Source organism: Flectobacillus longus, assembly GCF_030056705.1.
Classification (GTDB): Bacteria; Bacteroidota; Bacteroidia; order Cytophagales; family Spirosomataceae; genus Flectobacillus; species Flectobacillus longus.
In genome coordinates, this window is sequence record NZ_JASHIC010000010.1 from 127,680 (window position 1) to 141,255 (window position 13,576).

The 13,576-nt window shown below is 37.8% G+C and carries 11 protein-coding genes; 5 read left to right on the forward strand and 6 right to left on the reverse strand.

Going from position 1 to position 13,576, the window contains the following annotated elements:
* Positions 1-51 precede the first annotated feature (51 nt).
* Both QM491_RS08560 and QM491_RS08565 read left to right on the forward strand, forming a co-directional pair.
* Positions 52-915 carry a sterol desaturase family protein gene (locus tag QM491_RS08560; RefSeq protein WP_283327083.1) on the forward strand — a complete coding sequence of 288 codons (864 nt, stop codon included), beginning with the start codon at positions 52-54 and terminating at the stop codon, positions 913-915.
* A gap of 132 nt (positions 916-1,047) precedes the next feature.
* Positions 1,048-1,416: a DMT family transporter gene (locus tag QM491_RS08565; RefSeq protein WP_283327084.1), complete on the forward strand. Its 369-nt coding sequence runs from the start codon at positions 1,048-1,050 to the stop codon at positions 1,414-1,416.
* A gap of 215 nt (positions 1,417-1,631) precedes the next feature.
* Here QM491_RS08565 and QM491_RS08570 read toward each other — a convergent pair whose 3' ends face one another.
* Entirely contained in the window at positions 1,632-2,549 is a 918-nt protein-coding gene (locus QM491_RS08570; protein WP_283327085.1) for a metallophosphoesterase family protein, read from the reverse strand.
* A 393-nt stretch (positions 2,550-2,942) separates the two neighbouring features.
* On the opposite strand from QM491_RS08570, the gene QM491_RS08575 reads away from it, so the two are divergent.
* Positions 2,943-4,346, forward strand: a complete 1,404-nt coding sequence (locus QM491_RS08575) for a GH1 family beta-glucosidase (RefSeq protein WP_283327086.1) — start codon at positions 2,943-2,945, stop codon at positions 4,344-4,346.
* An 83-nt stretch (positions 4,347-4,429) separates the two neighbouring features.
* On the opposite strand, the gene QM491_RS08580 is transcribed toward QM491_RS08575, so the two are convergent.
* Positions 4,430-5,383, reverse strand: a complete 954-nt coding sequence (locus tag QM491_RS08580) for a DUF8428 domain-containing protein (RefSeq protein ID WP_283327087.1) — start codon at positions 5,381-5,383, stop codon at positions 4,430-4,432.
* Positions 5,384-5,938: 555 nt separating this feature from the next.
* Between QM491_RS08580 and nadB the strand changes: the two genes are divergently transcribed.
* On the forward strand, positions 5,939-7,522 hold the full coding sequence (gene nadB, locus QM491_RS08585) for an L-aspartate oxidase (protein ID WP_283327088.1): 1,584 nt from the start codon (positions 5,939-5,941) through the stop codon (positions 7,520-7,522).
* Between the two features lie 252 nt (positions 7,523-7,774).
* Here nadB and QM491_RS08590 read toward each other — a convergent pair whose 3' ends face one another.
* Positions 7,775-8,056 (reverse strand): SCP2 sterol-binding domain-containing protein, encoded by a 282-nt coding sequence (locus QM491_RS08590; protein WP_166551669.1) that lies wholly within the window; start codon positions 8,054-8,056, stop codon positions 7,775-7,777.
* Between the two features lie 320 nt (positions 8,057-8,376).
* Between QM491_RS08590 and QM491_RS08595 the strand changes: the two genes are divergently transcribed.
* Positions 8,377-10,617 carry a TonB-dependent receptor gene (locus QM491_RS08595; protein WP_283327089.1) on the forward strand — a complete coding sequence of 747 codons (2,241 nt, stop codon included), beginning with the start codon at positions 8,377-8,379 and terminating at the stop codon, positions 10,615-10,617.
* A gap of 82 nt (positions 10,618-10,699) precedes the next feature.
* Here the strand turns inward: QM491_RS08595 and QM491_RS08600 are convergent, their stop codons facing one another.
* The 3 genes from QM491_RS08600 to QM491_RS08610 form a co-directional block, all read right to left on the reverse strand.
* Positions 10,700-11,329 (reverse strand): uridine kinase family protein, encoded by a 630-nt coding sequence (locus tag QM491_RS08600; RefSeq protein ID WP_283327090.1) that lies wholly within the window; start codon positions 11,327-11,329, stop codon positions 10,700-10,702.
* Between the two features lie 219 nt (positions 11,330-11,548).
* Positions 11,549-12,268: a LytR/AlgR family response regulator transcription factor gene (locus QM491_RS08605; RefSeq protein WP_283327091.1), complete on the reverse strand. Its 720-nt coding sequence runs from the start codon at positions 12,266-12,268 to the stop codon at positions 11,549-11,551.
* Positions 12,269-12,281: 13 nt separating this feature from the next.
* Positions 12,282-13,091, reverse strand: coding sequence for a sensor histidine kinase (locus tag QM491_RS08610; protein ID WP_283327092.1), 810 nt, complete (start codon positions 13,089-13,091; stop codon positions 12,282-12,284).
* Positions 13,092-13,576 lie beyond the last annotated feature (485 nt).

Consider the following 13,576-nt stretch of genomic DNA (forward strand, 5'->3'; position numbering starts at 1 on the left):
TAGATATAACTCTGTAGGTCTTTGTGCTAAAAAACGGAACCCTTTATTTTCATGACAACGGTTGAAATTACCACGCTGATTTTGGTAGTTTGGATTGTACTAATTATTACGCTCGAAAGACTTTTTCCTTATCGCAAAGGACTTCCTTTTTTCAGAGAAGGCTTTTGGGTTGATTTGGTTTGGTACACCCTAATTCAAAGCTATTTTCTCAAAATTCTTATTTTTCAATATATCATTGAGCCTATTCATCTGGCTTATCCTTGGTCTTCTTGGGTGTCGGTGAGTCATTGGCCTTTGGCATTACAGGTGTTCTTTTTTCTGGTAACCCATGATTTTTATATCTATTGGTTTCACCGATTTCAACACGCCAATGCCTTCTTTTGGCGGACACACGAGGCGCATCATTCGGGTAAAAATGTGGATTTTCTGAGTGGTTCACGCTCGCATATTGTCGAGATTATTATCAATCAAAGTGTCGAGTTTTTACCGATTATTTTGCTAGGAGCATCGCCCGAAGTATTACCGATAAAAGCCTTGTTTGATGCCATGTTTGGCATGTTTATTCATAGTAATCTTGATGTTAAACTGGGGAAATGGAAATACCTTTTCAACTCACCTGAGTTACATCTTTGGCATCATGCTAATTATAAGGAGGTATTTCATGCCAATTTCGCTACCAAATTTGCTGTATGGGATTATCTCTTTAAAACAGTATATAACCCCAACCAAAAGCCAGGGAATGCCCCTGAAAACTGGGGATTATACTATGATTTTCCCAAAGATTATTTCCTACAACATGCTTTTTCAGTTAAAAGATTTGAAGAAAAAAAGCTATTGAAATATCCGTTATTCAGAAAGTATTATTTCTTCAGAATCAATCTTTGGAACTGGTTTTTGCAGAAAATAAAAAGATAACAATAGCGAGTTAGACGTAATATGTTATGTCTCTACAACATCATAAATCTATGATAGACGTAACATGTTACGTCTCTACTGCGGTTTTTAAATTATCACTCAATCACAACCCACTCAATCACTCAATAATTCATGCAATGGATTTATTTATTAATTGCCGCAGCATTTGAAGCCGCATGGACATTTTCGTTGAAATATCTTGATTTTCAAAAAATCAAAACTATTCAATGGAATACAGCTTTCTCCATGAATACTTGGGTGCTTATTTCGCCTTTGCTGGGATATATCTTTTTTGGGATAGGGAATATTTACTTTTTTGCTTTGGCACTCAAAATGCTTCCTACAGCCGTGGCTATGGCCGTTTGGACAGCCCTTGCCTTGGTTTTTATCAAACTAGCAGATGTTTTTATTTTACATGAAAAATGGGTTTGGCAAGAAATCGGATGGATAGCCTTGATAGCGATTGGTATTGTAGGGTTGAAAACAACAGGAAAAGCCTGAAAACAAAAAACGGTAAGACAAAGCCTTACCGTTTATAAACGAGAACCACTTATTTCATAACTAGCTACCAAAAAAAATATTCTCAGTGCATGACGTAATAGATGAGGGAAACTACTGCAATTTGGAAATATGAGAACTTAGAATGAGGTAAGACCTAAAAGGACTTAATGTTAAAGACCTTGTCTAATGCCTACAGCTTATAGCCTAAAGCATACTTAATAACTTATATAAGTATTGGTAAACGAACCATCGTCATAAAGGTCGATGATGGCATAGCCTGCTTCGGTATGCTGGTACTTGCCAAACCACCATCTGCCAGATACAGCGCCATTACAACAGTAAGAAACGCCATTATAGTCTACTCGGTCGGTTAGGTGAATATGTCCTGAAACAGCTAATTTTACATTTTTATGGTCGTCAAAAAGATTCGAAATACGTTTGGCATCAGTGTGCATCCAACTGCCCGGTACTTCCCATTTGCCGTTATTGCTATTGTCGCCATCGAAAAATACGCAAGCTGCTAAAATCGGAATATGTGAAATCACCATCACGGGCTTGTCGTCGGGAGTGGCTTTTAAGGTTGACTTTAGCCAGTCGTATTGTTCATCGTCGAGGTGTGCCGTGTACCACGAGCCGTCTTTCTTACGTTGGACGCTATCGAGCATTACAAAACGCCACTGGTCGGTGTCATGCGAGTAATAGCGTTTGTGCATAGACATTTCGTCCATAGCCCATTTTTTACCGTCCTCGAAGGTTTTGAAACTATCACCTTCGCAACAGATATCGTGGTTGCCCACACAACTGATTACAGGTAAATTATTTTCACTTTTGAGTACTTCATTAAAAAGCTTCCATTGTTTGTCTGCATTGTGTGGTGTGCGTTTATGAGCATCCATCACACAGTCACCAGAGTTGATAATAAGGTCTGGTTTGACATCCAAAGACTGAATATGGTGTAAGCAACGTTCAAAGCCTTTTGCCGCTCCAATCAAAGGTTGGATATGCACATCGGTAATATGAGCTACACGAAGTACACGTTTAGGAGCGCTGGGTTTTTGAGCATTTGCCAACGAAGGAAGTGATAAACCTCCTGCGGTAAGAGCCAATTGTCGAAGTAAATCTCTTCTTTGCATAATATGCGATTGCTTGGTTAGAAATAGCTAACAAGTAGTGCTTGGCTAACACCTCTACCTCCTCAGAAGCACAGTGCAAAATTGTGATTTTAGTATAACTTGATGATTTGTAATAAGTTAAGAATTTGTAAAAAGAGGAGGCTCAATATAAATTTCTTGTCAAATTTTGGAGACTTCGTGGAAACTTAAATACAATCAAAGAAGATTTAACATAAACAATTCACAAAGTTTTTTTACTTTTGTCGCCCTTTAAAGAAATATAAAAGTGCTAGTTATCAGGAAGTTGGAGTGGGAAAGAATAAGTGCCTAGTAAAATTAAGACGATAACTTTACACTCAAAATTTACAACTCGTAATTCAGCATTAATGCTTACAGTCAAAAAATAATAAAATTATGAACCATCAACAGTTGCGTAAGGAAGATTTTGGAAATGATTTTGTGTGGGGCATCGCAATGTCTGCCTTTCAGAACGAAGGTGCGTGGAATGAAGGAAATAAAAGTGAATCTATTTGGGATAGATTTAGCCATAAAAAAAATAAAATTTTAGATAAAACAAATGCCGATGTAACCACCGACTTTTATCATCGCTACCGTGAGGATATTCGCCTGACCAAAGAATTAGGATTTGAAGCTTTTCGTTTTTCTTTTGCTTGGGCAAGAATCCTACCCAATGGCATTGGTACGGTCAATTGTGAAGGAATCGAGTTTTATCATAAAGTGATAGATACCTGTTTGGAATTTGGTTTAGAGCCTTGGCCAACGATTTATCACTGGGATTTACCTCAGATTTTGGAGGATATGGGTGGCTGGACCAACCGCCATATTGTAGATTGGTTTGTGGAATACTGTGAGGTATTGACCGAAGAATTTGGCTCAAAGGTAAAACATTGGATGGTGCTCAACGAACCAGCGGGTTTTACGGGCTTAGGCTATATGACGGGCTATCACGCACCTGGACGCATGGGAATGAGTAATTTTTTGCCAGCGGTTCACCATACAGCGCTGTGCCAAGCTGAAGGCGCTCGAATAATTCGTAGAAATGTGCCAGATGCAGTGATTGGTACTACTTTTTCGTGCTCGCATATCGAACCACATACACATCGCTATGCCGACTTGAAGGCCGCCAGAAAGGTTGATGCTTTGCTCAATCGTTTGTTTTTAGAGCCTGCCTTGGGGCTAGGATACCCTATCGAAGATTTACCATTTCTGAAAACCATGATGAAAAAGCATGTTTTTGAAGGAGATATGGAGCGATTGGCTTTTGATTTTGATTTTATCGGTATCCAAAACTATTTTAAATTGGTGATGGAAAGCGCTTGGTGGATGCCCTATATCAATGCCATGGAAGTAAAACCTCACAAGCGTGGCGTGCATCATACAACGGATTTGGGCTGGGAGGTATCGCCAGATGGAATGTATGAAATTATCAAGAAATTTGCTTCGTATCCTCAAATCAAGCAGTTGATTATTACTGAAAATGGAGCTGCATTTAAAGATACTCTTCGTCATGGCGAGATACATGACCCCGAGCGAACAGCTTTTTATCAAACATATTTACAGAGTATTTTAAAAGCAAAGCAAGAAGGTATCAATCTGGGAGGATATTTGGCGTGGACGCTAACCGATAATTTTGAATGGAGAGAAGGTTATCAACCCAAATTTGGCTTGGTATATGTAGATTTCGAAACCCAAGAAAGAATCGTAAAAAGCTCTGGAAAATGGTTTAAGGAATTTTTAACAGCCGAAAAAGAACATCAGCAAGCAGATACTTTAGTTTCGGAAAAAGTTATTTGTTAAGTGATGAATTGTGAATGGTGTATTTTAGTACTGATACATCATTCACAATTCACCCAATCACTAAATCACTCAATAGTAAGAGCTTATTTCACCGTAAACCCTCCCGTACCGATTTGATAACCTTCGGCGTATAATTCTACCTTATAGTTGCCCGCACGATAGGGGATATTGCCACTACGTTGATAAGTAATCTCTACATTTTGATTATTATTCTGAAAGAAAATAGATTTTTTAGCAGTGAAATTAGTTTCTTTTCCAAATACCGTAAAACTTCCAGAACCAGCCGCTGTGTCAAACAATACTGCTCCATCAGGGTCGAGTACACGAAGGTAGATAGCTTTTTCGTCTTGTTTGGCAATTGGGTTGGGCATTAAGCTAAACGCCACTTTGATTTTGCTCACTTTTGAGGCTCTGTAGGTACCGCCATCACGCTCTTTTCCTCTGTCTGATATGGCCAATACTTGTACTTCTTGAGCTTGTAAAGCGGAGGCTCTACTCACTTTTGCCGAAAGCTCAGAATTTTTACGAGATACATTTTCAACCGAATCACTTAAAGATTTTTTGATACCTTTTAACGAAACATTTTCGGTACTCAAGTCGGTATTTTCAGAAGTTAATGTGCGATTTTTTTCTGCCAAAACCCCATTTTCTTTACGTAGGCGATTGAGTTCGGCGTCTTTGTTGTTGAGGAGACTAATATATTCGGCTATTTTACCTTCATATTGCTGTTTAGACAACTCCCCTGCTGATTTGAGTCCAGCAACATCGGATTCCAACTGTTTTTTGGCAGCTTCTAACTCTTCTACTCGTCCACCCAAAGATTTGATTTCTGCAATTTTGGCATCCATTTGCATCCCAATCGAGTCCAAACTCATGCGTGCCGACGAAATTTCGGCTACACGCTGGTCTATCATTCGATTTTGCTCTTTACTAATACCTTTTGCTTCAAATAATAAATAACCTAAAATGGCTGATATGACTGCAAATGCACCTGTACCAGCTTTCCAGAGACTATTGTTGGACTTGTTTACATCCATAAAAGAGTTGATTAAATATGAAGACTTTCGTCAAGATGCTTTTGGAAAACGATAAGTATGTCATTTTCTCAAAACTCGAAAGCACTTTTCAAAGCCCGAAATTAAACAATTTAGCCTGATTCAAGAAATCTCTTTCTCGAAACTGTATAAACAAATATAGAATTTTGAAGATAGCCTATTATCCTGTTTCTGACGGTTTTTCAAAATACCACAGAATAGTACTAATATTTGTGATTAAATTTAGAGATTGTATGACTAACTTGATATTTCTTATAAATATTTTCTTTTAAACTCAAGATGATGTTGTCTTTGAACGTAACTTTGGCGACATTTCAACATGGCTTTAGGCTGTGAGTCATAGGCTTTAGGCAAAAATATTTCTATAATTTTATTAAGATACACTTTTAAGCTTAATCATATTTTTTCTATCGAAGTAGTACAGACTTTTTTCTAATGCCTAAAGCACATTAATGCAAATACTTAGATTAGACACAATTCAATAGCTGATTGCTAAAAGCTGATAGCCGATAGCCAAGATAAACATATTTCAAAATAATGCCCAAATACGATTTTTTAGTCATAGGCTCTGGTATTGCAGGACTTTCCTATACAGCCAAACTTGCTTCACATTTTGCTGATAAAAAGCAAGATGTCAAAATCGCAGTCATCACCAAAACGGTGGCCGAAGAAACCAATACCAAATATGCACAAGGAGGTATTGCTGCTGTTTGGAATAATGAGGATTCCTTCGAAAAGCATATTGAAGATACCATGATTGCGGGCGACTTTTTGTCTACCCCCGAGGTTGTAGAAATAGTGGTGAAAGAAGCTCCCGCTCGTTTGCAAGAGTTGATTGATTATGGGACAGAATTCGACAAAAAAGTCGATGGCTCTTATGACTTAGTCAAAGAGGGCGGTCATTCGGATCACCGTATTTTGCACCACAAAGATTCGACGGGCAATGAAATCGAACGTGCTTTATTGGCGAAGGTAAAGTCCTTTCCAAGTGTTGAGATATTTACACATTATTTTGCAGTAGACTTGATTACACAGCACCATTTGGGTGAAAAAGTAACGAAAGATACGCCCGATAAAAAATGTTATGGCGTTTATGTATTTAATACGTTTACAGGTAGACCCGAAACTTTTCTTGCTAAAACTACGCTACTAGCAACGGGCGGTATTGGTCAAATATATCAGAGTACAACGAACCCTACTATTGCGACGGGTGATGGTATTTCGATGGCTTATCGTGCCAAAGCCTTGGTAGATAACATGGAGTTTATCCAGTTTCATCCAACATCTCTCTATCAGCCTGGCAAAAAGCCTTCCTTCTTAATTTCGGAAGCGGTGCGTGGGCATGGCGGTATTTTGAAAGATAAAGATGCTCATACGTTTATGGAAAACTACGACCCACGTTTGTCGTTGGCACCACGTGATATTGTTGCAAGAGCCATAGACTCTGAAATGAAGAAGAATGGGGTCGATCATGTCTATCTGGACACTCGTCATTTGGAGGCAGAAGATTTTAAGCACCATTTTCCGATGATTTACAAATACTGTAAAGATAATTTAGGCTTGGATATTACAGGAAACGACATGATTCCTGTAGTGCCAGCACAGCATTATTTGTGCGGTGGTATTAAGGTAAATGAATATTCACAAACAACGATTAATTATCTTTTTGCCGCAGGCGAATGTTCGTGTACAGGATTGCATGGCGCAAACCGTTTGGCGTCTAATTCTTTGCTCGAAGCGATTGTTTATGCGCATCGTGCGTTTGAAAAAACGATTGAGATTTATCAAGAAAATACCATTCCTGATAATATTCCAGACTGGAACGATGACGGCACAACTCATCCAGAAGAATTGATTTTGGTGACAGAAATGACTCGTGAATTGGAATCTATTATGAGTAACTATGTCGGAATTGTAAGAACAGACCGTCGTTTGAAGCGTGCGTATGACCGTCTGGAACTGATTTATATTGAACACGAAGAATTATATCGTGAATCCAAACTATCAGTACCGATTTGTCAGTTGAGAAATATGATTAATGCGGCATACTTGGTGATTAAACATGCCATTGCTCGTAAAGAAAATAGAGGCTTACATTATAATTTAGATAATATCAGATAAGTGAGGAGTTTTGAGTGAGGAGTTTTGAAAATTATTATCCAAGGTTTTATCAAAAAAGCGGTCGAAAAATATTTTTCGACCGCTTTTTTGATGCTACTATGCTAGATATGAATTAGCTTAAGACGCAATCATTACGTCTCTACTGCGAGAATACAAATTTTTACATAATCACTCACTCGCTCAATCACTAAATCGCTAAATTCGGGATGCCTCATGTTTAGTGAACAGTTAGTAAACAATCACTCAATATCATTAGCTAAACAATTCTTTTAGTTTAAGAGCAACCATAACATTTCCTGCAAATTTTAATTTTCCTGTGATTACCGCACTCATAGGGTCAATATGACCATTGATAAGGCTTTGTAATACAGTAGTAGTTGTTCTAAAGGAACAATCTGCTGTTTGGTAGTCGTCGCTTACATGACCCTTTGTACAAATCATGATACTTCCTTCAGGCAGGTCAAAACGAACTGTGCCACCCATTTGCATTAATTTTTCTTGATGTTGTGCGATTTGATACATTAATCTTTCCATAGCCGTATTTTTTTACTTGTTTAAGTTCTTATATCAAATCTAGTAAATTGAAAAATTAAATACAAGCGAAATTTCGCTAAAATATATATTTTCGCAAATAGATGTTTCAAAACACCTCAGAAACCCTATTCAGGGCTAATAATTTCCTGTTCACCAGTATATTAGGACTTCTTGGTAACGAAACTTCCTATATATCAGTCAATATTTCATAATAAATCCAACCACATTTTGGGCATCTAAATAGTATCTTTGTGAATAAGTAACCTACATTCACAACAGACTAAATCCTATTTTCGCTCAGACAAAGCGATGTTTATCACATGCAAAAACTTTTTACAACCTTAGTGGGGCTATTATGGCTTTCTACTTTTGGCGTTATTGCTCAGCATTTTACACTAAAAGGACAAATTATCAATCAAGCTACGCAGTTGCCTATCGAAGGGGCAATTGTTCGAACTACGCCCAATGGTTATGCGATTACCAATTCTTTGGGAGAATTTTCTATCTCAAAACTGACTTCTGCTGAAGTACAGGTGCAAGTTTCGCATATTGGTTATCAGAAATACGAAGCCAAAGTAAAAACTAATCAAACCCTTAAAATTGCTTTACCAGTTGCGATGGTTCAGCTTGACGAGGTAGAGGTTCATCCCGAAAATGCGCACCAGCAACAAACAATCAGCAGTATAGATTTGCAATTACGTCCTATCAATAATTCGCAAGAAGTCTTGCGTTCGGTGCCAGGATTATTTATTGGTCAACACGCAGGAGGAGGCAAAGCAGAACAGATTTTTTTACGAGGATTTGACCTTGATCATGGCACAGATATTCGCTTGACAGTGGATGGCATGCCCGTAAATATGGTATCGCATGCACACGGACAAGGATATGCCGATTTACATTTTGTGATTCCTGAATTAATAGAAAGAGTAGATTTCAAAAAAGGACCATATTATGCCGATAAAGGTAATTTTACCACAGCAGGTTGGGTAGATTTTAGAACAAAAAATGTCTTAGACAAAAATTTTGTCAAAGTTGAAGCGGGACAATTTAATACCTATCGTGCTGTCGGTGCGTTTAATCTTTTAGGACAAAAAGCCCAAGAACGCAACGAGTCGATGTACGTAGGAGGGGAGTATAGTTATTCTGATAGTTATTTTGACTCGCCTCAGCATTTTCGTCGTGTCAATGCTGTTACTAAATACAATCGACAGTTTTCGAGTAAATCACAACTAACTTTGACTGCTTCTACCTTCTGGAGTAAATGGAATCACTCAGGACAAATTCCCGATCGTGCGGTAGATTCTGGGCAAATTTCATTTTATGGAGCCATCGATGATACTGAAGGAGGCGAAACCAGTAGAACGAATCTCAATGCGCAATTGGTAACACAATTAGGCAATGGCGTGTTGAAAAACCAATTATTTTACTCCAACTATAACTTTTTGTTATTCTCCAACTTTACCTTTTTCAAAGAAGATCCTATTAATGGAGACCAGATAAAGCAACATGAAAACCGCAATCTTTGGGGAGGAAATACCAGCTATTCGTTGGAACACAGCAATGGTGCTAGTTCGAATATTGGGATAGATTACCGAGAAGATTTTGTGAATAACCTTGAGTTATCTCGAACAGTAAATCGCACTTTCGTCAGTGATTCGTTGAAATATGGCAAAGTGATGGAACAAAACTTAGGTTTCTACTACGACTATACCATGAGACTATCTGAGCGATTTACTGCCAATGTTGGCTTGAGATATGATGTATTCTGGAATCGCTATAACAACTTTTTGAGTGATTCGAGTAAATATACTTTGAAAGCCAATGCTTCGATATTGAGTCCTAAATTCAACCTTTATTACACACCAAACAATCGCCTGCAATTGTATTTGAATACGGGTAAAGGTTTTCACTCAAACGATACACGTGTAGTGGTAGCTACCCAAGGGCGAGAAGTATTGCCAGCAGCGTATGGGTCAGATTTAGGAGTTGTTTGGAAACCGTTTTCTAAATTGTTACTCAATATGTCGGCATGGTATTTATGGCTTGATCAAGAGTTTGTATATGTGGGTGACGAAGCCGTAGTTGAACCAAGTGGCAAAACCCGTCGTATGGGATTAGACTTTTCGTTGCGTTACCAAATTACAGATTGGTTGTATGCCGATATGGATTGGAACTTGGCAAAGCCAAGAGCTTTGGGTGTAAATGAACTACAAGCGTTTTTGCCATTGGCTCCAACCCGAACCTCAACAGGAGGGCTGAATGTAAGAACACAAAATGGGTGGAGTGGTTCGTTGCGTTATAGATATATGGCCGACCGACCAGCCAACGACGATAATACCATTATTGCCAAAGGGTATTTTGTCAATGATATGCAGGTCAATTATCAATATAAGGCATACAACTTTGGCTTATCTATCCAAAACCTTGCTAATGTGCGCTGGAAAGAAACTCAGTTTGCTACCGAAAGTCAGCTGAAAAATGAAACAGAACCCGTAAATGAAATCCATTTTACCGCAGGCACACCATTTTTTGCCAAACTGTCGGTAGGTATATCATTTTAGAATAGAATCTAAAAAAATTGAAAAGGGTACGAAATAAACAATTTGTTTACATCGTACCCTTTTCTTGCAAATGTCTTTAAGCTTACTGATGAGTTTTTGCTTTCAAGAAACTAACCAATACATCTAGTCCACGGTCGAAGCTATGGTTGTTTGGAATAACAATGTCGGCCGCTTTTCTGTAAGGTTTGATAAATTTCTTGTAGGTGGGGTTTACGTGGTTTTTCCAACGATACATCACATCCATCAAATCATATCCTCTTTCTTCGGCGTCACGTTTGATACGACGATTAAGTTTGATTTTGTTGGTGGCATCAATAAATACCTTTAAATCCAATTGATTGGATACCTCTGGATAGTGAAAAACAAAAATTCCTTCAACCACCACGATAGGAGCAGGTTTAAAGCATAACATTTTGGGTGTTACAGCCTTGTTGTTGAAAGTGTATTCTTCTTTGTTCACTTCCATTCCTTTTTTCAACATTTCAACATCGTGGGCAAAAGCCTCTCCATCAATTGACTCAGGAAGGTCAAAATTTTCAACACCATTTTCATCTTTCAGTTGAAGATGACGTGGGCGATAATAATTGTCTTGTGAAATCAAACAAATTTCATTTTCAGGAAAAGCCTCAAGCAATCGCTTCAGGAACAAAGTTTTGCCCGAAGCACTGCCACCAGTAATACCTACGAGATACGGTCGTTGGGGAATAGCCATTGATTGGATTAATGTTAAACAAATTTTTACTACTAGAACTCCGCCCAAAGGGCAATGGATTGTGCTTATACACATAAAGTCCCCCAACCGATAGAATAGTTTCTTAGAATGGGGGAATTATTTATAGCGCTGAATAGAGAGAAAGGTTTGATGAATTCAACACCCACTTTCAATTTAGACTATTGTATATTTCAGCAAAGTTCGGAAAGATTCATGACTTTATTTTCGTCCAGTAATAATTTTCTTATCTAAAGCTGTCCAAAGTTGGTTGCGATAGGTGTCTCCAAGAGGAATGGAAGTTTCGTTATCCAAGAAAATTTGGTTGCCTTCCACAAAATCTATTTTACCCAACGATATAATATATGAGCGGTGAACCCTCAAAAATAGGTCAGGAGAAAGAGCTTCTTCTAAGTCTTTGACATTGAGTAGTGACACAAATTTTCCACGGGTGGTATGCACCGTTACATAATTTCCTAAGCCTTCTACAAAGAGTATGTCATTGAGTTCAATTTTTTGAATTCTACTTTCAGTTTTGATAAAAACATAATCATCTGCCGTACCTGAGCGATCGCTTTCGGTATTTCTTCTTAAGATTGACTGAGTTTTATCAATTGCCCGAACAAATCGTTCGAAAGGAACGGGCTTGACCAAATAGTCGATATTGTGATATTGGTATCCTTCAAGAGCATATTCTTCATAGGCAGTAGTAATAATGAATCGGCAGCGACTGCCCGCCAATTTCATGAGTTCGATGCCCGATAGTTCAGGCATTCTTATATCCACAAAAGCTAAATCAACGGCCTGGGTTCTGATTAATTCGAGTGCTTCAACGGGACTTGTAAAGGTGGCTAGTAAGTTTAGTTGAGGCAAACGATTGACATAATTGCTTAATACATCAATGGCGGCACGTTCATCATCTATAATGATACAATTCAACATTTTAATAAAGTATTTAAAGTACTAAGTGTAGTGTCAAGCTAAAGAAATCGCCTTCGTCACTGGTGGTTAGTTTGTGCCTATTAGGGTAGGCTAGTAGTAAACGACGGCGGGTATTGCTCAAGCCAATACCTCCTGATTGTTTTTTAGCTTCAGAACACTTCTTATTATAAGTTTTAAATATTAAGTGGTTTTCTTTGACTGAAATTTCTATCAAAAGTGGATGATTAGGGTTCGATAAATCTCCAAATTTGAAGGCATTTTCTACAAAGGTTAATAAAATCAAAGGTACAATACGGCGGTATTCCAGATTACCTTTTATATCTAATTGAACACTTAACTGATTATCAAAGCGCAGTTGATTGAGCTCGACATAGTTCTGAATTTGGGCAACCTCTTTGTTAAGATGTACTTTCCCCTCTTCGTCGTCATCTTTTATCGCATAACGCATTATTTCAGATAGCAGCAGGATACCTCTCGAAAGGTTTTCAGAATATTGAACTGATTGTGCATAAAAGAAATTAAGCGTATTATAAAAAAAGTGTGGACTAATTTGTTTTTTCAGACTAGTTAACTCTGCTTGTTTGATGGCGTCATTCAAGCGTTCTTTTTCTATTTTTTCAATTTGTTGTTGTTGTGCCTGTTCAAAAAAGCTTTGAGCATACCAAAAGGCCAAGCCCCAAGTAATAATAACGGTATAAGTACTAGCGTGAAACCAAAGGTCTTTGCGCCAGTGTGAATATTGAGAAACTTCAAACCATTGTGGAATCAAGAGAAAATGAACTATTGATGTCCATACCACAACCATTCCAATGATGAGCCCCAATCGTATTACTAAGTTTCCTGCTGAGCTTGATTGGGCTTGGCGCGGTAGTACATATATAGTAACTAATATAAAAACACAAAGCTTACAAACACAATGTAATATGATTGGCACAATCGTCTTGATGCTGAAGGGTACCTCTATTAATCCATAGTACACTGCTACCTCACAAAACACGTATAACAACCATACCAAAAGATATATCCAGACAAGCCGCAATTTGTTATTCATTTTCAAATTTACCATGAACTAATGCACATATCATCAAAAAAAACATCATTTTATAAATTTCATAACCTAAGTTAAGAGACTCCTTTTATTTAGCTATGTTTTAAGAATAGCTTCATACATTATTCTGACTTGTTGACCATCTTTATAACCCCGTCCACGTAAATAATTTTTAGAATTGTGTATTAATAATGAAATTTGATTTCCAAATAATATTTGGTATGAGTACACCTCAAAAGCATTTAAAGTTTATAGTCTCT

What these genes read in the sequence shown, in the direction of transcription:
- QM491_RS08560 (WP_283327083.1), top strand. Translation starts at nt 52, where the DNA reads ATGACAACGGTTGAAATTACCACGCTGATTTTGGTAGTTTGGATTGTA.
- QM491_RS08565 (WP_283327084.1), top strand. Translation starts at nt 1,048, where the DNA reads ATGCAATGGATTTATTTATTAATTGCCGCAGCATTTGAAGCCGCATGG.
- QM491_RS08570 (WP_283327085.1), bottom strand. Translation starts at nt 2,549, where the DNA reads ATGCAAAGAAGAGATTTACTTCGACAATTGGCTCTTACCGCAGGAGGT.
- QM491_RS08575 (WP_283327086.1), top strand. Translation starts at nt 2,943, where the DNA reads ATGAACCATCAACAGTTGCGTAAGGAAGATTTTGGAAATGATTTTGTG.
- QM491_RS08580 (WP_283327087.1), bottom strand. Translation starts at nt 5,383, where the DNA reads ATGGATGTAAACAAGTCCAACAATAGTCTCTGGAAAGCTGGTACAGGT.
- nadB (WP_283327088.1), top strand. Translation starts at nt 5,939, where the DNA reads ATGCCCAAATACGATTTTTTAGTCATAGGCTCTGGTATTGCAGGACTT.
- QM491_RS08590 (WP_166551669.1), bottom strand. Translation starts at nt 8,056, where the DNA reads ATGGAAAGATTAATGTATCAAATCGCACAACATCAAGAAAAATTAATG.
- QM491_RS08595 (WP_283327089.1), top strand. Translation starts at nt 8,377, where the DNA reads ATGCAAAAACTTTTTACAACCTTAGTGGGGCTATTATGGCTTTCTACT.
- QM491_RS08600 (WP_283327090.1), bottom strand. Translation starts at nt 11,329, where the DNA reads ATGGCTATTCCCCAACGACCGTATCTCGTAGGTATTACTGGTGGCAGT.
- QM491_RS08605 (WP_283327091.1), bottom strand. Translation starts at nt 12,268, where the DNA reads ATGTTGAATTGTATCATTATAGATGATGAACGTGCCGCCATTGATGTA.